Source organism: Marinobacterium sediminicola (assembly GCF_022343685.1).
GTDB classification, from domain to species: Bacteria; Pseudomonadota; Gammaproteobacteria; order Pseudomonadales; family Balneatricaceae; genus Marinobacterium; species Marinobacterium sediminicola.
Genome location: NZ_CP092123.1, coordinates 2228564 through 2250458, shown reverse-complemented (window position 1 = coordinate 2250458; position 21895 = coordinate 2228564). Strand labels below are relative to the sequence as shown.

Annotated in this window: 25 protein-coding genes; 21 read left to right on the top strand and 4 right to left on the bottom strand. The window is 56.6% G+C overall.

The features are described 5' to 3' along the window. Position 1: 1 nt before the first annotated feature. The 18 genes from LN244_RS10405 to LN244_RS10320 all read left to right on the top strand — a co-directional run bounded on the left by LN244_RS10405 (position 2) and on the right by LN244_RS10320 (position 15019). Entirely contained in the window at positions 2–1147 is a 1146-nt protein-coding gene (locus LN244_RS10405) for a 2-aminoethylphosphonate--pyruvate transaminase (RefSeq protein WP_239039725.1), read from the top strand. 35 nt (positions 1148–1182) lie between these two features. Continuing rightward, positions 1183–2019, top strand: a complete 837-nt coding sequence (phnX, locus tag LN244_RS10400; protein WP_239039724.1) for a phosphonoacetaldehyde hydrolase — start codon at positions 1183–1185, stop codon at positions 2017–2019. Continuing rightward, on the top strand, positions 2016–2906 hold the full coding sequence (locus tag LN244_RS10395; protein WP_239039723.1) for an EamA family transporter: 891 nt from the start codon (positions 2016–2018) through the stop codon (positions 2904–2906). Before phnX ends, LN244_RS10395 begins: the two co-directional genes overlap by 4 nt. A 101-nt stretch (positions 2907–3007) precedes the next feature. Continuing rightward, positions 3008–3619, top strand: coding sequence for a DapH/DapD/GlmU-related protein (locus LN244_RS10390; protein ID WP_239039722.1), 612 nt, complete (start codon positions 3008–3010; stop codon positions 3617–3619). Positions 3620–3731: 112 nt separating this feature from the next. After that, a complete protein-coding gene (phnC, locus tag LN244_RS10385; protein ID WP_239039721.1) occupies positions 3732–4559 on the top strand; it encodes a phosphonate ABC transporter ATP-binding protein in 828 nt (275 codons plus the stop codon). A gap of 21 nt (positions 4560–4580) precedes the next feature. After that, entirely contained in the window at positions 4581–5597 is a 1017-nt protein-coding gene (gene phnD / locus LN244_RS10380) for a phosphonate ABC transporter substrate-binding protein (RefSeq protein WP_239039720.1), read from the top strand. 64 nt (positions 5598–5661) lie between these two features. Continuing rightward, entirely contained in the window at positions 5662–6456 is a 795-nt protein-coding gene (gene phnE / locus LN244_RS10375; RefSeq protein ID WP_239039719.1) for a phosphonate ABC transporter, permease protein PhnE, read from the top strand. A gap of 33 nt (positions 6457–6489) precedes the next feature. Further along, complete coding sequence (phnF, locus tag LN244_RS10370; protein WP_239039718.1) at positions 6490–7182, top strand: phosphonate metabolism transcriptional regulator PhnF; 693 nt, start codon at positions 6490–6492, stop codon at positions 7180–7182. Positions 7183–7184: 2 nt separating this feature from the next. Then, a complete protein-coding gene (gene phnG / locus LN244_RS10365) occupies positions 7185–7634 on the top strand; it encodes a phosphonate C-P lyase system protein PhnG (protein WP_239039717.1) in 450 nt (149 codons plus the stop codon). Between the two features lie 2 nt (positions 7635–7636). Continuing rightward, on the top strand, positions 7637–8245 hold the full coding sequence (phnH, locus tag LN244_RS10360) for a phosphonate C-P lyase system protein PhnH (protein WP_239039716.1): 609 nt from the start codon (positions 7637–7639) through the stop codon (positions 8243–8245). Next, entirely contained in the window at positions 8245–9339 is a 1095-nt protein-coding gene (locus tag LN244_RS10355) for a carbon-phosphorus lyase complex subunit PhnI (RefSeq protein WP_239039715.1), read from the top strand. The genes phnH and LN244_RS10355 overlap by 1 nt, the downstream gene beginning before the upstream one ends. Further along, positions 9336–10196 (top strand): alpha-D-ribose 1-methylphosphonate 5-phosphate C-P-lyase PhnJ, encoded by an 861-nt coding sequence (locus LN244_RS10350; protein ID WP_239039714.1) that lies wholly within the window; start codon positions 9336–9338, stop codon positions 10194–10196. Before LN244_RS10355 ends, LN244_RS10350 begins: the two co-directional genes overlap by 4 nt. Beyond that, positions 10193–10969 carry a phosphonate C-P lyase system protein PhnK gene (gene phnK, locus LN244_RS10345; protein WP_239039713.1) on the top strand — a complete coding sequence of 259 codons (777 nt, stop codon included), beginning with the start codon at positions 10193–10195 and terminating at the stop codon, positions 10967–10969. The genes LN244_RS10350 and phnK overlap by 4 nt, the downstream gene beginning before the upstream one ends. Positions 10970–10985: 16 nt before the next feature. Continuing rightward, positions 10986–11702: a phosphonate C-P lyase system protein PhnL gene (gene phnL, locus LN244_RS10340; RefSeq protein ID WP_239039712.1), complete on the top strand. Its 717-nt coding sequence runs from the start codon at positions 10986–10988 to the stop codon at positions 11700–11702. Then, complete coding sequence (gene phnM, locus LN244_RS10335; RefSeq protein ID WP_239039711.1) at positions 11699–12835, top strand: alpha-D-ribose 1-methylphosphonate 5-triphosphate diphosphatase; 1137 nt, start codon at positions 11699–11701, stop codon at positions 12833–12835. Before phnL ends, phnM begins: the two co-directional genes overlap by 4 nt. 7 nt (positions 12836–12842) lie before the next feature. Further along, positions 12843–13412: a ribose 1,5-bisphosphokinase gene (gene phnN, locus LN244_RS10330; RefSeq protein ID WP_239042403.1), complete on the top strand. Its 570-nt coding sequence runs from the start codon at positions 12843–12845 to the stop codon at positions 13410–13412. Next, positions 13405–14175 carry a phosphonate metabolism protein PhnP gene (gene phnP, locus LN244_RS10325; protein WP_239039710.1) on the top strand — a complete coding sequence of 257 codons (771 nt, stop codon included), beginning with the start codon at positions 13405–13407 and terminating at the stop codon, positions 14173–14175. Before phnN ends, phnP begins: the two co-directional genes overlap by 8 nt. Then, positions 14162–15019: an EamA family transporter gene (locus LN244_RS10320; protein ID WP_239039709.1), complete on the top strand. Its 858-nt coding sequence runs from the start codon at positions 14162–14164 to the stop codon at positions 15017–15019. Before phnP ends, LN244_RS10320 begins: the two co-directional genes overlap by 14 nt. 48 nt (positions 15020–15067) lie before the next feature. Here LN244_RS10320 and LN244_RS10315 read toward each other — a convergent pair whose 3' ends face one another. Both LN244_RS10315 and LN244_RS10310 read right to left on the bottom strand, forming a co-directional pair. Further along, a complete protein-coding gene (locus tag LN244_RS10315) occupies positions 15068–15676 on the bottom strand; it encodes a glutathione S-transferase family protein (protein WP_239039708.1) in 609 nt (202 codons plus the stop codon). Positions 15677–15725: 49 nt separating this feature from the next. After that, positions 15726–15941: a DUF2798 domain-containing protein gene (locus LN244_RS10310; protein WP_239039707.1), complete on the bottom strand. Its 216-nt coding sequence runs from the start codon at positions 15939–15941 to the stop codon at positions 15726–15728. A gap of 92 nt (positions 15942–16033) precedes the next feature. Between LN244_RS10310 and LN244_RS10305 the strand changes: the two genes are divergently transcribed. Next, entirely contained in the window at positions 16034–16957 is a 924-nt protein-coding gene (locus LN244_RS10305) for a LysR family transcriptional regulator (RefSeq protein ID WP_239039706.1), read from the top strand. Between the two features lie 83 nt (positions 16958–17040). On the opposite strand, the gene LN244_RS10300 is transcribed toward LN244_RS10305, so the two are convergent. Further along, entirely contained in the window at positions 17041–17979 is a 939-nt protein-coding gene (locus LN244_RS10300) for a porin (RefSeq protein ID WP_239039705.1), read from the bottom strand. Positions 17980–18018: 39 nt separating this feature from the next. Further along, positions 18019–18678: a YccT family protein gene (locus LN244_RS10295; protein WP_239039704.1), complete on the bottom strand. Its 660-nt coding sequence runs from the start codon at positions 18676–18678 to the stop codon at positions 18019–18021. Positions 18679–18882: 204 nt separating this feature from the next. On the opposite strand from LN244_RS10295, the gene LN244_RS10290 reads away from it, so the two are divergent. Next, positions 18883–21048 carry an esterase-like activity of phytase family protein gene (locus LN244_RS10290; protein ID WP_239039703.1) on the top strand — a complete coding sequence of 722 codons (2166 nt, stop codon included), beginning with the start codon at positions 18883–18885 and terminating at the stop codon, positions 21046–21048. Between the two features lie 530 nt (positions 21049–21578). Beyond that, positions 21579–21860: a hypothetical protein gene (locus tag LN244_RS10285; RefSeq protein WP_239039702.1), complete on the top strand. Its 282-nt coding sequence runs from the start codon at positions 21579–21581 to the stop codon at positions 21858–21860. Positions 21861–21895 lie beyond the last annotated feature (35 nt).

The following is a 21895-nucleotide window of genomic DNA, read 5'->3' as shown; positions in this document are numbered from 1 at the left end:
GATGAAAACAGAACAGCCCTATCTACTCACCCCCGGACCGATTACCACCACCCTGAGCGTCAAACAGGCGATGCTGCAGGATTGGGGCTCCTGGGATGCTGACTTCCGCGCCATGACGGCCCAGCTGTGTCAGAGTCTGGTGGAACTGGTGGACGGTGAAGGCAGTCACGTCTGTGTGCCGATGCAGGGGTCGGGTACCTTCGCCGTGGAGGCCACGCTGGCAACCCTGGTCCCGAAAACAGGCAAGCTGCTGATTCTGATGAACGGCGCCTATGGTCAGCGCATGGGCAAGATCATGGATTATCTGGGCCGTGCCTATGTCGCCCTGGACAAGGGCGACTACGAGCCACCGCGCGCTGAGGAAGTTGCAGCTCTGCTGGCTGCGGACCCTGAGATTACCCATGTGGCGGTGGTCCATTGCGAAACCAGCTCCGGCATTCTGAATCCGGTGGAAGAGATCGCCGAAGTCGTTGCACGCCAGGGACGCCGTTTGATTATCGATTCCATGAGTGCCTTCGGTGCGGTCGCGATCAGTGCCAAAAAAGTGGCTTTCGATGCACTGATCTCCTCGGCCAACAAGTGTTTTGAGGGTGTGCCGGGCTTTGGCTTTGTGTTGATTCGGCAGAGCGTGCTGGAAGCCGCCGCGGGCAATGCTCATTCATTGAGCATGGACCTGCTGGACCAGTGGCAGTATCTGGTCAAAACCGGGCAGTGGCGTTATACCCCGCCGACCCATGTGGTCGCGGCCTTTCTGCAGGCCTTGAAGGAGCATGCGGAAGAGGGCGGTGTCAGCGGTCGACACGCACGCTACCAGCGCAACCAGCAGCGACTGGTGGCAGGCATGCGTCAGCTTGGCTTTGAAACCCTGCTGAGTGATGAATGGTTGTCGCCAATCATCATAACTTTCTTCTCCCCGGGGCATGCCAATTTTGATTTTCAGACCTTTTACGATCGCATCAAGGCCCGTGGTTTCATCATCTATCCCGGCAAGCTGACCGAAGCGGACAGTTTCCGTCTGGGCTGTATTGGCCAGCTTTATGACACTCAGATCGATGCCGTTCTGGCCGCCGTGGCAGCGGTGCTGGATGAGATGAGCATTCCTGACGGTACCCCGGCACACGTATTGGACTCACTGGCAACCGCCTGAATTAAAGACAGATTATTGAATACAGGAGCAACCCCATGACCTTGAATTATCAATTTGAACGCCGCTACACAGGTCCGATCGAAGCTGTGATCATGGACTGGGCCGGCACTACCGTGGATTTCGGGTCCATGGCACCGATCCGTGCGTTCCAGCGTCTCTTTGCCGAAGAGGGAGTGCCTATCAGTGAAGCCGAGGCCCGTGGCCCGATGGGCACTGAGAAGCGTGAACATATCCGGCAATTGTGTGCCCATCCTCGTATTCGGGATGCCTGGCAGGAGGCAAAAGGGGCCCTGCCGAGTGAGGCGGATATTGACCGCATGTACGATGACTTCGTGCCGCTGCAGATCGATGCCATTGCCCAGACGGCTGACCTGATCCCGGGACTGATCGATGCGCTGGAGTGGATGCGAAGCAACCGCATCCGTATCGGTGGCAACACCGGCTATGCCGCCAGCATGATCGAAGGGTTGCTGGCGCGTGCAGCCGAGCAGGGTTATGCCCCGGACAGCAATGTCTGTGCTACCGAAGTGCCAAAAGGGCGTCCCTACCCGCATATGACCCTCAAAAACGCTATGGATCTGGGCGTCCAGCATCTCTGCGCCTGCGTCAAAATCGACGATACCCTGACCGGTATCGAAGAGGGCCTGAATGCCGGCATGTGGACCATCGGTGTGGCCGTCAGCGGTAACGAAGTGGGCATGAGTCTGGATGAGTGGCTGGCGCTCAGTGAAGCCGAACAGGAAGTGCGTCGCGCTGGCGCGTACCAGCGCATGGCCGCCAGTGGTGCACATTACGTGATCGACAGCATCGCGGATGTGGTGCCCTGTCTGGAGGAGATCGCCGCTCGTCTGGCCATGGGCGAAAAGCCGTGACGCCTGCCGCCATTGGTTTGATTCTGGTTTCAGCCCTGCTGCATGCAGGCTGGAACCTGATCGGCAAACGCACCGCTCAGACGGTGCGTTTTTATGCCTGGGCGATGGGGCTGGGCATGCTGATGTTCAGTCCGCTGCTGTTCCTCGTCTGGTCTGAGGTTGTCGAGCTGCCTGCTGAATTCTGGTGGCTGCTGCTGGGCTCGGGTTTATGCCAGACCCTTTATCTGACGGGGCTGGCCAAAGCATACCGTCATGGCAACCTGAATCTTGTCTATCCGCTGGCACGGGCGTTGCCGGTACTGATCGTCCCGGCCGTGGTGTTAATCACCTACGGACAGAGTCAGTTGCGGGTGCAGGATCTGTTCGGCATGGGGCTGATCATGTTTGGTTCGCTGGCCCTGCCATTGGGATGCTGGCGGGATTGGCACTGGCGTAACTACTGTACGCCAGCGATCGGCTGGGTCCTGCTGGCCGCAGGGGCAACCGCCGGCTATTCCGTGCTCGACAGTGCCGCCATTGGGCTGATGAAAGCACAGGGGATGTCGGCCTTCGGTGCCGGCAGCAGTTTTGTTGTCCTTCAGGCTGCCGCCTGTCTTCTGTGGATGCTGCCACTGGTGCGCTGGGGCTTTGGCGAGTCACTTCGGGCTTTGCCTGACCTTGGCTGGACGGTACTGGCGGGCGTCTTCATCATCGGCACCTACTTGCTCATTCTGGTCAGTATGTCGATGGTGGCTGAAGTCAGCTACGTGGTGGCACTGCGACAGGTCAGCATTCCGCTGGGCGTCCTGATCGGTGTGTTCTGGTTGCAGGAATCGATTAGCCTGCCGCGGTTGCAAGGGCTCTGCCTCATGGTGCTGGGGCTGGTGCTGGTCTCCCTCCAGGCGTGAGTGACTGACCGGATCAGGCAAGTTTCCGGTATCGGTGTCATGGCCTGTTCATGCCGGGACGCTAGCCTTGGTGTTTTGTGACCACCAAGAGGCTTCCTGTCGTGAAACAATTGTCTTTTGAACCGCTGCTGGAGCGCGAAGTGTTGATCAGTGATGTCAGCTTTGGTCGCTTCAACGAGATTGGCGCGCGCTGCAAGATCGTGAATACCTCTCTGGGTGACTACTCCTACATTGGTGACGATTCCGATGTCATCAACACCGAGATCGGTCGCTTCTGCTCCATTGCTGCCCATACCCGTCTGAATCCCGGAAATCACCCGGTCGAAAAAGCGGCGATGCATCATTTTACCTACCGCAGTTCACTGTACGGATTCGGTCAGGATGACAGCGAGTTCTTCCAATGGCGGCGAGATCAGCCGGTAACGCTGGGGCACGATGTCTGGGTTGGGCATGGAGCCGTGATTCTGGCGGGCGTGAGTGTCGGCAATGGGGCGGTGATAGCAGCAGGTGCAGTGGTATCCCGAGATGTAGCGCCCTACACCATTGTGGGCGGTGTTCCCGCCAGGCCGATTCGCAAGCGCTTCAGCGATGAGGTGATAGCAGGCTTCGAGCGCCTGGCCTGGTGGGAGTGGTCACATGAATTGCTGGCTGAACGCTTGGACGATTTTCGTCATTTGTCAGGAGAGGCTTTTCTGGCGAAGTACCTGGATTAATCGGGTCGTAAGAAAAGCGCAATCTACTGGTAAAGAAACCAACATGTATAGATAACCTCGGTGTCACATAGCCCCTCTAATCTGGTTCTACAGGATTCAAGAGGGGCCAGTCATGCCTGCTATCAAAATTACAGACCTTCATAAAACCTTCGGCGATGCCCGGGTGCTCAAGGCGATCTCGCTGGAAGTGGCCAAGGGCGAGATGGTTGCTCTGATCGGGTCGTCGGGATCAGGCAAGTCCACGCTGATGCGACACCTTTCCTGCCTGACCCTTGCGGACAGAAGCAGCAGTTCCTGCGTTGAGGTGCTGGGGATTCCGGTGCAGAAACAGGGGCGTGCTGCCAGGGATATTCGCAAGACCCGTGCCCGGATCGGCAACGTTTTTCAGCAGTTCAATCTGGTTAACCGTCTGAGCGTGCTCACCAACGTGTTGATTGGCGGCCTCAGTCGCGTGCCGGTCTGGCGCAGCATGCTGGGCTGGTTTACCCGTGAAGAAAAGCTTGAAGCGCTGAAGGCGCTGGAGCTGGTCGGGTTGCGTGAGCACGCGCTCAAGCGTGCATCTGAGCTGTCCGGGGGGCAGCAGCAGAGGGTCGCAATCGCACGAGCGCTGATGCAGAAAGCCGAAGTGATTCTTGCCGATGAACCTATCGCGTCACTGGACCCGGAGTCGTCCCGACTGGTGATGGAAACCCTGGAACGCATCAACCGGGAGTTGGGGATCACCGTCATTGTGACCCTGCATCAGGTCGATTACGCCCAGAAATACTGCCAGCGTGCCATTGCCTTGCAGGCAGGCGAAATCTTTTTTGACGGACCGATCGCTGCCATGGACGGGCAGATGCTCAGTCGCCTTTATGGCACTCAGGTGGGTGCGGAAAGTCCGGCCCACGTTGATGAAACACCCGCCCGAAATCCCGTTTACGAACTCACACCTGCTTGATAACCCAATATGGAGCCTTCCATGAAACTCAAGAAGTTGTTTTCCGGCCTGACCGCAGGCATTGCCATGACCGCTGCACTGATCGCACCTCAGGCGGCTCAGGCCGACGAGATGAAGACCCTGAACTTCGGCATCATCTCAACCGAGTCTTCGCAGAATCTGCGTACCGTATGGGAGCCGTTCCTGGCCGACATGTCTGAAGACCTGGGTATGGAAGTGAAGCCGTACTTCGCTTCCGACTATGCGGGCATCATTCAGGCGATGCGTTTCGACAAGGTTGATGTGGCCTGGTACGGCAACAAATCGGCCATGGAAGCGGTTGATCGCGCCGGTGGTGAAATCTTCGCTCAGACCGTCGACTCTTCAGGCAACCCGGGCTACTGGAGTCTGTTGATTGCGCACAAGGACAACGATGCCATCAACTCCGTTGAAGACATGCTCAAGCAGGCCGGCGAGCTGGCTTTCGGTAACGGTGACCCGAACTCTACTTCCGGTTTTCTGGTGCCGGGCTACTACGTCTTCGCCAAGAACGGTGTTGAACCCAAGCGTGTCTTCAAGCGCATGACCAATGCCAGCCATGAAGCCAACTTCCTGGCGGTGGCTAACGGTCAGGTGGATGTGGCGACCAACAACACCGAAAACCTGGCGCGTATCCAGGTGACCCATCCGGACAAGTATGACCAGGTCAAGGTGATCTGGAAATCTCCACTGATTCCGTCCGACCCGATCGTATGGCGCACCAGCCTGCCGGAAAGCGCCAAGTCCAAAATCTATGACTTCTTCATGAGCTACGGTGCGTCCGGCGACGCCAAAGAACTGGCCGTGCTTGAAGCTCTGCAGTGGGCACCGTTCAAATCTTCCAGCAATGACCAGCTGCTGCCGATCCGTCAGCTGTCGCTGTTCAAGGCTCGTGCCTCCATCGCCAACGATGACAAGCTGTCTGCTGAAGACAAGGAAGCCAAACTGCGTGAAATCGACGACCAGCTGGCTGCGCTGAACCGTCGTATGGATGCGCTGGAAGCCGCTTCTTCCAACTGATCTGCCCAAAGAGTCGGTGCCTTTGTGGCGCCGACCTTACCTCAACACACAATCGAGTTTACTCATGACCGAGTCAGCTGCTCAGAGAATCACACTTGAACACAAGCCGTTCAACTGGATTGCCGCATTAAGCTGGGTTGCTCTGTTTTCAGTTCTGTCCTGGGGATGGAGTGCTGCAGAGATCAATCCACTGTTGCTGATTACCGAAAGCGGCAATATGGCTGAATTTGCGGGTGATTTCTTTCCGCCGGATTTCAGTGATATTTCCCTCTACCTCGAAGAGATGGTCATCACCATCCATATCGCGCTCTGGGGCACGGTATTGGCCATCATCCTGTCCATTCCCTTTGGCATTCTCAGCTCCGAAAACCTGATGCCGGTGTGGATCTATCAGCCGGTGCGCCGCCTCATGGATGCGACTCGTGCCATCAACGAGATGGTGTTCGCCATGCTGTTTGTCGTTGCCGTGGGACTGGGACCCTTCGCCGGTGTGCTGGCGCTTTTCGTTCACACCACCGGTGTCCTTGCCAAGCTGTTTTCCGAGGCGGTCGAAGCCATTGACCCGCGCCCGGTCGAAGGTGTTCGTGCGACCGGCGCCAACATGCTGGAAGAGATCATCTATGGCGTGATTCCCCAGGTGCTGCCGCTCTGGATCTCCTATTCCCTTTATCGTCTCGAGTCCAATGTGCGTTCCGCGACCGTGGTGGGCATGGTCGGCGCGGGTGGTATCGGCGTGATCCTGTGGGAAAGCATTCGCGGTTTTCAGTTCCAGCAAACCTGTGCCGTGATGATCGTAATTATTGTCAGCGTGACCCTGACCGACCTGCTGTCACAGCGGCTGCGCAAGGCGTTTATTTGAGATAAATGCCGCCGAAAGGACTTGTATAGACAAATGACTCTGTATCGCAAAATCGCGACTCAGTTGCGTGATGAAATCATGTCCCAGTACAGCGCCGGTGACCTGTTGCCGGCAGAAAGCTCGCTGGCCGAGCGCTTTGAAGTCAATCGCCATACGGTGCGTCGTGCCATCGATGAACTGGTACAGGATGGACTGGTGCAGCGCTACCAGGGATTGGGGTGCAAGATCGTGCAAACCCCCATCGATTATGTGCTGCATGACCGCGCGGCCTTCTCACATAACCTCAACCAGATCGGTCTTGGTCTGGAAACTGAAATCCTGAGCTGCCAGGTCATTGAACTGCCGCAGACGCTGGCGGCGCAGCTGGACAAGCGTGCCGGTCTGCCGGTCTGTGAGCTGAAGACGCGTCGGTTGATTGAGCGGGAGCCGGTCTGCCTGATCCGTCATTACCTGTTCGATCTGCCAAAGGGTGCGCTGGACGCCTATCAGGGCGGTTCCTTGCACCAATACCTGCGTGACAACCATGACCTGGAACTGCGACGAGGGTCGACCCGTCTGCGCGCGCGTATGCCGACGCTTGAAGAGCGCAGCCTGTTGGAGATCAGTCGCGGTGTGCCGGTGATGGAGGTCCATACCCGCAACCGCTGCCGCCGGACCGGTGTGCTCCGAGAGTACTCCATCGCCCGCAGTCGCAGTGACCTTTTTGAATACAGCGTGGAGCCATGAGCATGAACAGTATTCAGCAACAGCGTCAGCACTGGATGTCGGTGTTGGCCAGAGCCCCCTCTGACCTGCTTTACCGCCTGTCGGACGAGGCCATCAAGGAGATCGGGTTCGAAATCATCCGAGCCCCAGAAATCGGCCTGACGCAGGTGCGTGCGCGCATGGGCAACCAGGGTGACAGGTTCAACCTGGGCGACATGACCCTGACGCGCTGCGTGGTGCGCTCCGAGATGGACACCCTCGGCTACAGCTATATCGCCGGTCGCAACCAGCAACATGCGCTCAGAGCCGCACAGCTCGATGCGTTGCTGCAGACGCCCTGCATGGGGGAAGCGCTGCAGGAGCGGGTGATCAAGCCGATTGAAGCGGCACTGGAGCAGGCTCGCAGCGCCAAACAACAGGAAACAGACGAGACCCGCGTGGATTTCTTCACGCTGGTTCGGGGAGAGGATTGAACATGACCACTGCCCAACTGCAACAGGGGTTTATGGAGCCGGTTCATGATGCCCAGCAGGCCTTTCGAACGCTGATGAAGGTGATGAGTGAGCCGGGTCTGCTGCGAACATTGAATCAGGCTGATGGCATAGCGCCAATGTCACCCGCTGCGGTGACCACCCTGCTGGCGCTGCTGGATCAGACGACGTCACTTTGGCTCAGCCGCTCGCTGAGCACCGCAGCGGTGTGCTCGAATCTGAGTTTTCATAGCGGTGCGCCGCTGATTGATGACCCTGCCATTGCCGACTTCGCGATCGCGGTGCCGGCTGAGCTGCCCGAACTGGACCGACTCCGCATCGGTGAGCCGGATTATCCCGATCGCAGCTGTACCCTGCTGGTACAGGTGGAGCAGCTTGCAACGGAAAAAAATACCGCAGCCTCCACCGGGTTACGGTTGTCCGGCCCCGGTATTCCGGGGCAGAGAACCTTGTATCTCTCCGATCCAGGGGCGTCCCTGCTGCGCTATCTGGTGGCAAGGCCTGATCCCTTTCCGCAGGGCATTGACCTGATTTTGCTCGCCGGTGATTGCGTCACGGCCATCCCGCGCACAACCCAAGTGGAGGTGATCTGATGTACGTCGCAGTCAAAGGCGGAGAGAAGGCGATTCAGGCAGCGCATGAGCTGCTGGCACGTCGTCGCCGCGGGAACCCTGAGCAGCCGGAAGTCGCGGTGGCACAAATACAGGATCAGCTTTCGCTGGCGGTGGATCGGGTGATGACCGAGGGTTCTGTTTACGACCCTGAACTGGCGGCGCTGGCCATCAAACAGTCTGCCGGTGATCTGGTTGAAGCCATCTTCCTGCTGCGGGCCTATCGCACCACGCTGAACCGCTTCTACTCGAGTGAGCCCATCGATACCGATGGCATGGCGATCGAACGGCGCATCTCGGCCACCTACAAGGATCTGCCGGGTGGTCAGGTACTGGGACCCACGTTCGACTATACCCATCGACTGCTGGATTTCACCCTGCTCGCGGAAGGGAACGCCGAGGCCGAACTCAGTGAACATGCAACAGCCGAGCGCATGGAAGAGGTGGTCGCCCGCGTTTCGTCACTGCTCGAGCAGGAGCAGCTGATGGTGAGAGAAGAGGATAGCGGAGCGGAACCTGCCGATATCACCCGTGATCCGCCGACCTATCCTGCCGACCGCAGCGCACGCTTGCAGGCGCTGGTTCGTGGCGATGAAGGCTTCCTGCTGGCGCTGGGGTACTCCACTCAGCGAGGCTACGGTCGCAATCACCCCTTTGCCGGTGAGATCCGCATCGGCGAGGTCGGCGTCAGCATCATTCCCGAGGAACTCGGCTTCGAAGTCGACATCGGCAGCATCCGCGTCAGTGAATGTGAAATGGTCAATGGCTTCAAGCGTCAGGCGGATGGTGATGTGAAGTTTACCCGCGGCTATGGGCTCGGTTTCGGCCAGTGTGAGCGCAAGGTGATGGCGATGGCACTGGTCGATCGCGCCTTGCAGGCAAGTGAGCATGACGAGGAGATTACTTCGCCAGCCCAGCAGGAAGAGTTTGTCCTGTCTCACTGTGACAACGTAGAAGCGGCCGGCTTCGTGTCGCACCTCAAATTACCGCATTACGTGGATTTCCAGTCGGAGCTGGAACTGCTCAGGCGCATCCGTGCTGCCGAATCCACACCGACAGAGGAGGAGCCGTCATGAGCGCTGACAACATTCGCGCGGGCTACAACTTCGCCTATCTCGATGAACAGACCAAACGGATGATCCGCAGAGCCCTGCTGAAAGCGGTGGCCATTCCCGGCTATCAGGTTCCCTTTGGCGGTCGCGAGATGCCGATGCCCTATGGCTGGGGGACGGGTGGCATGCAGGTAACGGCGGCCATCATCGGCGCCGACGACTGCTTGAAGGTGATCGATCAGGGCGCTGACGATACCACCAATGCGGTCAGTATCCGGGCCTTTTTCCGCGACTTGACCGGAGTAGCCACCACGGAACGCACCGAGGAGGCCAGCCTGATCCAGACCCGTCACCGCATACCCGAGAAAGCGCTGAAGGAAGACCAGATTCTGGTCTATCAGGTACCGATTCCCGAGCCGCTGCGCTTCATCGAGCCCAGTGAGGTTGAAACCCGCAAGATGCATGAGCTGGAAGACTATGGCGTCATGCATATCAAACTCTATGAAGATATCGCCCAGTTCGGTCATATCGCGACCTCCTATGCCTACCCGGTTCGGGTCAACGGCCGCTATGTGATGGACCCGTCGCCGATTCCAAAATTCGATAACCCCAAAATGCATCAGTCTCCGGCATTGCAGCTGTTCGGTGCCGGGCGCGAGAAGCGCATCTATGCGATTCCACCCTATACCGACGTGCGTAGCCTGGATTTCGAGGATCACCCGTTTGAAGTGCAACGCTGGGAGGCAAGCTGTGCAATCTGTGGTTCACGTGACAGCTTCCTGGATGAAGTGATCATGGATGACAAGGGCGGACACGAATTTATCTGTTCCGATACCGATTATTGCCGGACACGCATGGCTGAACAGGGGGAAATCGCATGACTGCCAAACCGTTACTGCAGGTCAGGGACGTGACCAAACTCTATGCCGCCGGGAAGGGCTGCGCCAATGTGAGTTTTGACCTCTATCCCGGTGAAGTGCTGGGCATCGTGGGTGAATCCGGTTCCGGCAAATCAACCCTGCTGAGCTGCCTCTCGGCCAGGCTGGCGCCTGATCAGGGTTCGATCCACTACGTGAACGCCGAAGGTGAGCAGCTTGATCTCTACGGTCTGAGCGAGTCCCGGCAGCGTCTGTTACAGCGAACCGAATGGGGCATCGTGCATCAGCATGCCCGTGATGGTCTGCGCATGGGGGTTTCGGGCGGTGCCAATATCGGCGAGCGTCTGATGGCGACCGGTGAGCGTCATTACGGAGACCTGCGTGCCACCGCCGAGCGCTGGATGGCTGATGTGGAGCTGGACATTGATCGCATCGACGACAAGCCGACGACTTACTCCGGTGGCATGCAGCAGCGCCTGCAGATTGCACGCAATCTGGTGACCCATCCACGGCTTGTCTTCATGGACGAGCCGGCGGGCGGGCTTGATGTCTCGGTGCAGGCACGCCTGCTGGACCTGTTGCGCAGGCTGGTCACCGAGCTGGGGCTGGCGGTCGTGATTGTTACCCATGACCTGGCTGTCGCGCGTCTTCTGGCCCAGCGCCTGATCGTGATGCGTCGTGGGCAGGTCGTGGAAACCGGGCTGACCGACCAGGTGCTCGACGACCCCCAGCATGCCTATACCCAGCTGCTCGTTTCTTCCGTGCTGACACCGTGATTTCAGGATTCTCAACATGCAAACCATGATCGAAGTACAGGGACTGACCAAGGTCTTTACCCTGCACAATCAGGGCGGCATTCAGTTGCCCGTATTCAGCGGCATCGACTTCAGCGCACGTCAACACGAGTGCACGGTCCTGTTTGGCGAAAGCGGCTCGGGCAAGAGTACCTTGCTGCGTTCGCTCTATGCCAATTACCTGCCCACCAGCGGCACCATTCGGGTTCGACATCGTGGTGAAATGGTCAACCTGACCGGTGCGCCGAGCCAGACGTTGCTGGAAATACGCCGCGAAACCATCGGCTACGTGAGCCAGTTTCTGCGTGTGATTCCGCGCGTTTCCACGCTGGATGTGGTATCTCAGCCGTTGCTGGAACGGGGCGTTGAGCAGGCTGAAGCCTACCGCAGGGCGGGAGAACTGCTGAATCGGCTGCACATTCCCGAACGCCTCTGGTCACTGGCGCCGGGTACTTTCTCCGGCGGTGAGCAGCAGCGGGTCAACATCGCACGCGGCTTCATCGTCGATTACCCCGTGTTGCTGCTGGATGAACCGACCGCGTCCCTGGATCAGCGCAATGCTGCTACGGTCGTCGAGCTGATTCGGCAGGCGCGTGATCGCGGTACCGCCATTGTCGGTATTTTCCATGACGCCGAGGTCCGTGATGCCGTGGCGGATCAGGTGTTCAAGATCAAACCCGAACAGGCTGTTGAAGTGGAGAGGGAAGCATCATGATTTTGACCAATGCGCATATCGTACTGGAAACTGAGGTGATTCACGGCTCTCTGGAGGTCAAGGACGGGCGAATCGAGGCTGTCGACACCGGTGTGATCACGCTGCCCGGTGCGGTGGACTGTGCGGGGGGCTTCCTGATGCCGGGCCTGGTCGAGCTGCATACCGACAACATGGAGAAGCACTTTACGCCGCGTCCCGGCGTCGCATGGCCGGGCATGCAGGCGTTCAAGGTGCATGATGCCCAGATGATCAGCGCCGGTATCACCACAGTATTCGATGCCATCTCAGTGGGCGATGTGGTCGAAGGCAGCGAACGGCTCAACAACCTGAGCCGGATGGCTGATGCCCTCAATGAGAGCCGTGCCCGAGGCCTGACCCGAGCCGACCATCTGCTGCATCTGCGCTGCGAGGTCAGCCACAAGGATACGCTGCACAACTTCCGCCAGCTGATGGAGGCGCACCCGCCGCAACTGGTCTCCATCATGGATCATTCGCCGGGGCAACGTCAGTTCGCCAACATCGACAAGTACCGACAGTACTACAAGGGCAAGTACAAGCTTTCCGACGCCGAGCTCGAAACGTTTATCGAGCGCCAGGTCGAAGCCAGCCGGTTGTACAGCCGCGGTTATCGGCGAGCCATTGCCGATATTTGTCTGGATAAGGGCATCCCCCTGGCCAGTCATGACGATGCCACACTTGAACACGTCGAGGAGTCTCTGGCGCACGGTATGGAAATCGCCGAGTTTCCAACCACGCGAGAGGCGGCGGCTGAAGCCCACCGGCGTGGAATGGCGGTGCTGATGGGTGCTCCGAATGTGGTGCGTGGCGGTTCGCATTCGGGCAACATCGCGGCTCATGAACTGGCGGCGGAAGGGCTGCTGGATGTGCTGTCCAGTGACTACTATCCCGCCAGCCTCATGGATGCGGTCTTCAAACTGGCTGCTGATGAGCGCAATGCCTATGGTCTGCCGGCTGCCGTGAAGCTGGTCAGTCAGCGGCCGGCACAGGCTGCCGGTCTGGATGACCGAGGTGCGATTGCAGTTGGCAAGAAGGCGGATCTGGTGTGGTGCGACAGACTGGACGATCACGCCCACATTCATCATGTCTGGAAAGATGGCAAGCGGGTATTCTGAGGTGAAAATGGCACGGGTGTTCTATTTGATGGGACCGTCCGGCAGCGGCAAGGATTCGCTGATCAACGGTTTGCGCGCGCGGTTTGGTGGGCAAAGTCCGATTCTGTTTGCTCACCGCTATATCACCCGCTGCTGGCGTTCCGGGGGGGAAAATCACTTCGAGCTTACCGAGGAGGAGTTTGATCAGCGTCTGAAGTGTGGCCTTTTTGCCCTGCACTGGGAAGCCAATGACTGTCGCTACGGTATCGGGCGCGAGGTTGAAAACTGGCTGGACTCCGGTTTCTCGGTGCTGGTAAACGGCTCCCGCGGGCACCTGCAGGAGGCTCAGGCCCTGTTTGGTGAGGCACTGGTTCCCGTGCTGGTGAGCGTTGACTCGGAGCAATTGCGTCAGCGCCTGCTGTTGCGCGGGCGGGAAGACCTGGCGCAAATTGAGCAGCGTCTTGAGCGCAATCGACGGTTCGAAAGTGCACTTGAGGGGCAGGCCCAAGTGCTCGATAACAGTGGCGATATTGAACAGGCGATCGAGAGCTTTGCCGAACTGCTTTACCAGTACAGCGGGGCCACGACTCATGTTTGAATTTCAATTCATGGGTACAGGCAATGCGGGCGGTGTTCCTCTGTGGGGGTGCGATTGCCCGGCCTGTGAAGCGGCGCGCTTGGACAGCAATCGCCAGCGCCGAAGCTGTTCGGCGCTGATCCGCACGGATGAGGGCATCACCCTGATCGATGCCGGTGTGGCGGAGCTTGGACAGCTGTTCCGTTTCGAGGAGGTTCGTCGGGTCTTGCTCACCCATTTTCACATGGACCATGTTCAGGGACTCTTCCCCCTGCGCTGGTCCGAATGTGAACAGCGCATTCCGGTCTTCCGGCCTGACGACCCCGAAGGGGCGGATGACCTGTACAAGCACCCGGGCGTATTCGAGTTTCGGCCTCCCAGTGCTGACTTTGAAACGATTGAATTACCCGGCTTCAGTCTGATGACGCTGCCGCTGATTCATTCCCGGGTCACCCAAGGGTTTCTGATTCGTCATGGCGATTGGCGTCTGGCTTATCTGACCGATACCCGTGGTGTGCCTGAGCAGACGATGAAACGGCTGCAAGATGAACCGGTGGATGAGCTGGTGCTGGATTGCAGTGAGCCGCCACGAGTGCCTGCGCCGCGAAATCACAACGACCTGACGCTGGCACTGGCGGTCTGGCGGCAGAGCGGGGCGAAACGACTCTGGCTGACCCATATCAGCCACCGGTTGGACCTGTGGCTGCAGCAGGGCGGGGAGTTGCCAGACGGTGTATACGTGGCTTCAGACAACCTGGTACTGAGCCCCGATGATGTCGCTTGATGCCCAGCTGGCCATCCTGATCTCGGTGGCCATGCATGTTACCTGGAATCTGATTGCCCGCCATCAGCCCGCCGCGGCGCTACCGCTGTGGTGGGTGTTGCTCGCACATCTCGTGCTGCTTGCTCCCTGGGGCTTCTGGTCATTGCTGACTCGGGTCAACTGGACCACGGAACTGGCACTGATGCTCTGTATTTCCGCCATTGCCAACACGGTGTACTTTCTGGGGCTGCGTCAGGCCTACCACCATGCATCGGCTGCGCTGGTCTACCCGCTGGTGAGGAGCTCACCCCTGCTGATCGCCCTGTGGAGCCTGTTGCTGCTGGATGAAAGACTGCCGGCAGGGGCCTGGTTGGGCATTGGTGTCAGTGTTGCGGGCTTGCTGCTTATGGCGTCCAGCACCGGAGGCAGTCGTGACAGGAGCGCCTTGCCCTGGGCATTTCTGGCCATGTTTGCCACCAGTGTCTATTCCATGAGCGACAAGGTGGCGGTTGCCCAGTTGCCCGATATGGGGGCTGTCGTCGGTTTTGTATCAGTGGGCTATCTGGCGTCCTGGTGTGCATTTACGCTGTTGCTGAAACGGGAGCAGGGCCGCTGGTGGCCAGCGCAGCGCATCGGCCTGCTGCCTATGCTGACGGGGGGGCTCTGTATCGGCCTGGCCTACGCTTTGGTGGTCTATGCGATGCGCACCTTGCCTTCTGCGGTGGTCGTCGCCTGTTCCAATGCCGGCATTGTGATCGCTGCACTGATCTCGATCGTTTGCTTCCATGAGCGTACCGCATGGCAACGTCGATTGTTCGGTGCTGTGGTGATTCTAACGGGAATTCTGGGCCTGCAATTGGCCTGAACAGGCCCCGCACAGCTGACTCAGCCGTGCGGGGGCTTTTGTTGCCCTTTACTGAACGGAGGGGCGCTGGGACATCTGTTGATGCCAGCGTTTGAGGTTTGACAGGGTATCATCCAGTTCAATGTCGAGTCTGCTCAGGAAACCACAGAGTATCCAGGCCGTGATGTCGGCAATGGAGTAGCGTTCGCCGGCAATCCATGGATGTTGGCTCAGCTGTCGATCCAGAGTCGGCAGGAAGGCGATCAGGCGCTTGCGAGACTCTTCCCCCCATTCCTTGATGCAGGTTTCGCGATCACTGAAAAAGCCTGAAATGTTGCGAAATGCCTGAAATGCCGGGACGACACCCTGGAACTCCAGAATGCGTTGCCACATCTCCACTTGCGCTTGTTCCAGCGGAGTATTGCCGAACAAGGCCAGTTCATTGGGGGTGATGGCGTCAAGATAACGACAGATGGCAACGCTTTCGCAGATCCAGGTACCATCATCCAGCTCCAGGACCGGAATCAGTCCATTGGGAGCCTTTTCCATAAAAGCTTCCGAGCGGTTTTCTGCTGCCCGAATATCCACATCAACGCGGTCAATATCGATACCCAGCTCGCGCATGAAAATATGTACGCGTTGGGCACTGGGAGTGGTTGCTTTCTCGTGGAGTTTCATAAAGGCCTCTTATTACTGTTATTGAATGCCTGGGCACAGTTAAGCATGCTCAGGCCTGCCCGGCCAGCCTTGTAGAAAGGCGTTGAACCACTGGCCCGAAGATGAACGAAATCACACCCGCTGCGGGCCAGGCCATACAAAAGGCACGGAACCACTTCTCCAGATAGAGTTCACTGAAGCCCAGATTCAGCCAGGTGACGTAACCGGTCATGAAAAACGTCAGCACAAGTGACATCAGAAAGGTAAACCAGAGTCTCAGTTTCATCTTTTTGGAATCCTGTGCGTTTGGAAAGCGGTGAGTGTATATACTTGCTGAAATATTCGAAATTGACGTTTATGTATTCTTGAATTGCATTTATGAAACCATCATTTGATGACCTTGCCCTGTTCGTGCAGGTGGCCAGGCGGCGAAGCCTGGCCGCTGCGGCTGAATATATGCAGTTACCAGCAGCCACCGTGACGCGACGGCTGAAGCGACTGGAAAGTGCGCTGGGATATCAACTGGTCCGACGCTCGGCACGTCACTTCAGCCTGACCAGTGAGGGAGAAATCTGCTATCAGCGTTATGCAGGACTCATGGACGAGCTGGAACTGACCCGTGCCCGATTGAGCAGGGATAACGAGGAGATGAGCGGGCTGTTGCGGGTATCGGCCCCGACCAATCTGGCCACCGGTCTGCTCAGACCCATGTGGACCGAGTTTATGCGCCAGCATCCCGGCATCCGACTGGAGTTGATGCTCAGTAACCGCACCGAGGATATGCTGGATAAGCGGATCGACATCGCCTTGCGCATCGGCCCCCAGGCGGACTCCGGGCTGTTTCAGAAAAAGCTTGGCTGGGTCAAAACCCGTCTGGTGGCGTCACCTGAGTATCTGCTTCGTGAGGGCATGCCTGAAAGGCTTGAGCAGCTGCAGCAGCACCAGACACTGGTATTCAAGCAATTCTCTCCCTGGCGTCTGCAGGAGCGTGACAACGGTCGTTTCACCGATGTTCATCTCACACCGGCTGCCTGGGCTGATGACCTGGCACTGGTGTGTCAGTTCGCCTGTGACGGTCTGGGGATCGCCCTGCTGCCCGACAACGAAACCCGGCAACCGCTGGCATCGGGAAAGCTGCAGATCATACTGCCTCAGTGGTCAGGCCCTCGCCGCGACATTTTTGCGGTCTGGCCTGACGGCAAATTACTCAATGCCCGAGCACGTTGTTTGAGAACGTTCATGCAGGGCTATATTGGTGAATTGGACGTTTTGCAGGGCGGTGATGCAAGAACAAGCGGGTAAAAAAAAACCGGCCCCAGAAGGGGCCGGTCGAAACTTGAACGCAGCAGACCCGAAGGGGTAGGCCCGCTGCGCCGTTCCAGTCCTTAGAACTTCACGCGCATACCGGCCAGGTAGCCCATGTCGGTGTTGGCAGCGTCATTGTCTGCAATTTCAGCAAACAGACTGACATTCTTCTGATTCGGGAACTTGTAAGTCACGTTCGCGTACCACTCGGTAACGTCAGCACCGACTTCAGATTCAACGTTTGTCATACCAATACCAATTTTTGTGGTCTTGGCAGCTTTGAATACTGCAGCAATGTTGTACTGGTCAGAGTGGTCTTCGCGGTCACTGTAATCAGCTGCGAAAGTGGCAAAGCCTGCGTCGTAAGAAGCGCTAACACCCCAAACATCATAGTCATCAGCACCGATGATGGGAGTAGCGTTCTGGTATGCAGCTGCCAGAGTCAGGTTAGCGAACTCGGTAGACGCGAACAGGTCGAAGTATTCGCCGTTTTCACTGCCCGCGCCTTCAGCTTCCATTTCGTAAGAAGCGGCGATATAGGCGTTTTCCAACTCGATATCCAAACGGATAGTGTCGTCACCAGCGGTTTCAGAGGCGTCGAAACGGTCTTCCTTCTGCCCCAGCTCAATGGCTTCTTCAATACCGAATTCGTCAGAAGCAAGATTCATCTTACCGAAAGAAACCGAGGTGTTACCGAAAGCCAAGCCGACATAGGCTTCTTCCAACGCAACATCTTCCTCGCCTTCTACATCAACGGAGTTGTTGGCTGCGTCCTTAAAGCCGAAATCCACACGACCGAAGGCTTTCATGTCGTCGCCCAAGTCGTAGCTGACGTAGTTTTTGATCTCAAGATCATCGAACTCAACGTCAGCTTCCTTGTCATCGCCGATTTTTTGACGAAGCTGAATCTGCAGATCACCGTTGATCTTGTAGGTGAGGCCGTTGCCCTCATAGATGGTCGCGGCGCTAGCAGAGCCGGCGGCAACGGATACTGCAACAGCCAGAAGAAGCTTTTTCATGTGCGAGACTCCAAGTATTAACAAAAAATAAAGTGAGATTTAAAGGCTGGTTTCAATCCAGCTCTTGAATTTATTCCTGGTTTCTTCATTTGCCTGCTCAAACCAGAACTGCAGCATCTTTCCAACCATTTTCTGGTCGGGATGTGAGTTGTCAGCAGGTTGATGAGAGGGGGTGTTGTTGTGGAAATTGTGAGTTTCCACGGTAAGTGAACCCAATGCCGCGTCGGCATTTGTTCGATTGAATACTTTCAGTTCTTTTTCAATGTCCCGATCAAGCTGGAAGCCTTCTTTTTCCAGTTTTCCGACATGGTAGGAAATACTTCTTCCCTGGTTATCCAGAAGCTGCCAATTCCCTTCTCGATTAAATGCTTTCAGGTCGTATTGGCTGGAAATTTCCGGTGCGCGAACAGTGACAGTAGTGTCCGATGCATCAAAGGTAATTACAAAAGTGTCACTTTTTTCAAGGATATAGTCATCAGCTGATTCAACGATCTCCGCAGTGTACTCAGCAACGATCTGGGCTTTGCCATTTGCAATCTTGAGCTGGGGTAAACCAGAAAAAAATGTTTCTGACTCCACTGGTTTTCCGTTGATGGCAATAATGTCCACCCCATTGGATGGGTTTATTTTGATTTCTGCGAGCGAAAGGGTTGGATAAAGCGCGCAGGCTGCCATAAATGATGTCAGATTTTTTTTCATGCATTACACCAAACGTGAAGCGTGTTTTAAAAGTGTGGTGCATGTTATTTTTCGATTATTACATTTCGGTTTATGTTCTGTTAAGGTTTTGTTTATTTCTATGTAGTGTTTCCTTAATAATCAATAGTTCTGCCACCATCATAATCCTGTCATTTAACTTTCTTAGTGTACGCGTCTCCATTTCATAACAGGATGCCAATCACCATGCAGTCTTTTGCTTCACGTCTTTCAGCCCTGGCGCTGGCGATCGCCGCAACCGGTGCTCAGGCGGATCAGTTCAACCGTATTGCCAGCTTCCCTGTCAGCCACAACCTGCCTGCAAACGAAATGAGTCAGGAAACTTCGGCGGAGATCATCACCGCCACAGCTGATGGCCAAATGTTGATCTACTCTGACAGCCCTCGTGGTGGTCTCGGATTCATCGACATTCGTCAGGCTAAACAGCCCAAGCCTGCGGGTTTTATGGCGCTTGATGGCGAACCGACGTCAGTCAGTGCGCTGGGCAATCAGGTAGTGACTGCGGTGAATACTTCGGGAAGCTATGTCGAGCCTGCCGGTTTCCTGGCGCTGGTGTCTCCGCAGAACAAGCAAATCCTGAGCCGCTGTGACCTGGGTGGGCAACCGGACTCTGTCGCCGTCTCTAAGGACAAGCGTTTTGTCGCGGTCGCAATCGAGAACGAGCGTGATGAAGATCTGAATGATGGTCAGATTCCCCAGTTGCCGGCAGGTGACCTGGTTATTGTGCCGGTGAAGGATCAGGGTCTGGATTGCAGTAACCTCAAGCGTGTTGACCTGACCGGTCTGGCCGAGATCGCACCGACCGACCCGGAACCCGAGTTCGTCGACTTCAATCGTCTTGGGGAAGTGGTTGTAACGCTGCAGGAGAACAACCACCTGGTGATCGTGGACGCTGCCAGTGGCAAGATCGTTAACCACTTCTCGGCCGGGAGCGTGGATCTGAACCGGATCGATACCGAAAAGGATGGTGCTCTGGTTTTCACCGAAAGCCAGCAGGGTGTGAAGCGCGAGCCGGATGCGGTGAAATGGCTCGATGATGATCGTTTCGTCATTGCCAACGAAGGCGACTACGAAGGCGGTGCACGCGGGTTCAGTATCTTCCACAAGGATGGGCGCCTGTTGTTCGAGTCGGCTGAGGCGTTTGAGCACGAAGTGATTCGTGCCGGTCATTATCCTGACAAGCGTTCCGGCAAAAAGGGCGGTGAACCTGAAGGTCTGGAAGTCGCTCGTTATGGCGATCAGACCTACATCTTTGTGATGTCAGAGCGAGGTTCAGTGATCGGTGTCTACCGTGACACGGGTGCTGAGCCGGAGTTTGTTCAGATTCTTCCGTCCGGCATCGCACCTGAGTCGGCCATTGCCATTCCTGAGCGTGGCTTGCTGGTAAGCGCCAACGAGAAAGACCTGATTGAAGATGGTGGTGTGCGTGCGCATGTGATGATGTTCCAGCTGTCCAAGGATGAAGCGCAGTATCCGCAGCTGGTATCGATGAATGATGAAGCTGGCGCACCGATCGGCTGGGGAGCTCTGTCGGGCCTGACTGCTGATCCGAAGCAACCGGGTATCCTCTATGCCGTGAATGACAGCTTCTACAAGAACCAGCCACGCATTTTTACCATCGATGCCAACCAGCATCCGGCCAAGATCATTGCGGCCACCGATGTAACCCGTGACGGTAAAGTGGCGAAGAAACTCGATCTTGAAGGTATCGTCGCCGATGGCAAGGGTGGCTTCTGGCTGGCCTCAGAAGGCAATGCCGACAAGGAAGTTCCGCATGCACTTCACCATGTGAATGCAGCAGGTGAGATCACTCGGACGATTGCTCTGCCGGAAGCTCTTTTGGCACACCAGACCCGTTTTGGTGCCGAGGGTATCGCACTGGTCGGTGATATGCTTTGGGTTGCCGTTCAGCGTCCCTGGGGGGATGACCCGGAGCATCATGCCAAACTGCTGGCCTACAACCTCAAAAGCGAGCAGTGGGGCGCGGTTCACTATCCGCTGGAGAAAGCAGCCGAAGGCTGGGTAGGTTTGTCCGATCTGGAATTGCACAGCGACCATCTTTACGTGATTGAGCGTGATAACCAGATCGGTGATAAGGCAGCGATCAAGCGTCTTTACAAGATCGCACTGTCCGATCTTGAGCCTAAGGCACTGGGGCAGACACTGCCGGTTGTCTCCAAGACGCTGGTCCAGGATCTGATACCACAGCTGAAGTCACTGAATGGTTATGTCACTGACAAGGTTGAAGGTTTTGCCATCGACGCGAAAGGCAACGGCTATCTGGTGACGGATAATGACGGTGTGGATGACAGCTCGGGTGAAACCTTCTGGCTGAAGCTCGGACAGCTGTAACACGCTCAATCCAATGCTTGGAAAAGGCTGCCCAATGGGCAGCCTTTTTTGTGGGCTGCAGGTCAGCCTCAGCGTTGTACATACCGGTGTCAGGACGAAAAAGGCATATCGGGCAGTGCCGGCTGCAAAAAAATTTAAAAATTCACATTTTGGCTTGTCGCCATTATTCAACGCTTTGGGTAAATAGTGTTCAGTTTGTATGACACACGCATAGCGGCCTGTGGTCAGGCGTCAGTTTGGGAGAGTTCTGTCTAAGATTTTGAAATTAAATGGTTTTAGTGATTTTTTCGCCTTGAATACCAGTTTTGTCTGCTTGAAGAGGGGGGGCTGAATGCCGGAATTGGCTGAATTCCAAGTGAACAAATCCGTTCGTAAGCACCAGAAAAGGGCGTTTTTGGGCTGTATGAAACGGGTGTTTCGGGCAAGGGGTGTTAATTGTCGCTTTTTGGAACACTGGTCAATATTTGATCTCAAAGCCAAAATCACACCAGCTTAAATTGTTCAATAAATGAACTGTGAGGTAGTGAGAAATGAGACCTAGCAAGCGCGAATCAGTCGCCGAGATCAAACGTCACCTGTTCAAGTACAACCTGATCTCCATGGCGGCGTCACTGGTTATCGCTGTTTGCATCTATGCACTGGCAACAGGAGAAGGAGCTTCTATCCACGCATGGCTGGGAGACCAGTCTAACGTGTTTGATCTGTTGATAGGAGCTGGTGTAATAGAATTGCTGGTGATGGCCCGCATATCCCGTTTGAACAAGCTGAAGCAGGGTGTCACGTCGCGTCGTCGAGTCATGTCCCGCGCCTGATTCCTTCCCTAACCCGGGCAGCTGTGACACACTTT

What these genes read in the sequence shown, in the direction of transcription:
- phnF (WP_239039718.1), top strand. Translation starts at nt 6,490, where the DNA reads ATGACTCTGTATCGCAAAATCGCGACTCAGTTGCGTGATGAAATCATG.
- phnD (WP_239039720.1), top strand. Translation starts at nt 4,581, where the DNA reads ATGAAACTCAAGAAGTTGTTTTCCGGCCTGACCGCAGGCATTGCCATG.
- phnP (WP_239039710.1), top strand. Translation starts at nt 13,405, where the DNA reads ATGTTTGAATTTCAATTCATGGGTACAGGCAATGCGGGCGGTGTTCCT.
- LN244_RS10305 (WP_239039706.1), top strand. Translation starts at nt 16,034, where the DNA reads ATGAAACCATCATTTGATGACCTTGCCCTGTTCGTGCAGGTGGCCAGG.
- phnN (WP_239042403.1), top strand. Translation starts at nt 12,843, where the DNA reads ATGGCACGGGTGTTCTATTTGATGGGACCGTCCGGCAGCGGCAAGGAT.
- phnE (WP_239039719.1), top strand. Translation starts at nt 5,662, where the DNA reads ATGACCGAGTCAGCTGCTCAGAGAATCACACTTGAACACAAGCCGTTC.
- LN244_RS10290 (WP_239039703.1), top strand. Translation starts at nt 18,883, where the DNA reads ATGCAGTCTTTTGCTTCACGTCTTTCAGCCCTGGCGCTGGCGATCGCC.
- LN244_RS10285 (WP_239039702.1), top strand. Translation starts at nt 21,579, where the DNA reads ATGAGACCTAGCAAGCGCGAATCAGTCGCCGAGATCAAACGTCACCTG.
- LN244_RS10295 (WP_239039704.1), bottom strand. Translation starts at nt 18,678, where the DNA reads ATGAAAAAAAATCTGACATCATTTATGGCAGCCTGCGCGCTTTATCCA.
- LN244_RS10320 (WP_239039709.1), top strand. Translation starts at nt 14,162, where the DNA reads ATGATGTCGCTTGATGCCCAGCTGGCCATCCTGATCTCGGTGGCCATG.
- phnM (WP_239039711.1), top strand. Translation starts at nt 11,699, where the DNA reads ATGATTTTGACCAATGCGCATATCGTACTGGAAACTGAGGTGATTCAC.
- LN244_RS10310 (WP_239039707.1), bottom strand. Translation starts at nt 15,941, where the DNA reads ATGAAACTGAGACTCTGGTTTACCTTTCTGATGTCACTTGTGCTGACG.
- LN244_RS10300 (WP_239039705.1), bottom strand. Translation starts at nt 17,979, where the DNA reads ATGAAAAAGCTTCTTCTGGCTGTTGCAGTATCCGTTGCCGCCGGCTCT.
- phnL (WP_239039712.1), top strand. Translation starts at nt 10,986, where the DNA reads ATGCAAACCATGATCGAAGTACAGGGACTGACCAAGGTCTTTACCCTG.
- LN244_RS10355 (WP_239039715.1), top strand. Translation starts at nt 8,245, where the DNA reads ATGTACGTCGCAGTCAAAGGCGGAGAGAAGGCGATTCAGGCAGCGCAT.
- LN244_RS10315 (WP_239039708.1), bottom strand. Translation starts at nt 15,676, where the DNA reads ATGAAACTCCACGAGAAAGCAACCACTCCCAGTGCCCAACGCGTACAT.
- phnC (WP_239039721.1), top strand. Translation starts at nt 3,732, where the DNA reads ATGCCTGCTATCAAAATTACAGACCTTCATAAAACCTTCGGCGATGCC.
- phnH (WP_239039716.1), top strand. Translation starts at nt 7,637, where the DNA reads ATGACCACTGCCCAACTGCAACAGGGGTTTATGGAGCCGGTTCATGAT.
- LN244_RS10350 (WP_239039714.1), top strand. Translation starts at nt 9,336, where the DNA reads ATGAGCGCTGACAACATTCGCGCGGGCTACAACTTCGCCTATCTCGAT.
- LN244_RS10405 (WP_239039725.1), top strand. Translation starts at nt 2, where the DNA reads ATGAAAACAGAACAGCCCTATCTACTCACCCCCGGACCGATTACCACC.
- phnG (WP_239039717.1), top strand. Translation starts at nt 7,185, where the DNA reads ATGAACAGTATTCAGCAACAGCGTCAGCACTGGATGTCGGTGTTGGCC.
- phnK (WP_239039713.1), top strand. Translation starts at nt 10,193, where the DNA reads ATGACTGCCAAACCGTTACTGCAGGTCAGGGACGTGACCAAACTCTAT.
- phnX (WP_239039724.1), top strand. Translation starts at nt 1,183, where the DNA reads ATGACCTTGAATTATCAATTTGAACGCCGCTACACAGGTCCGATCGAA.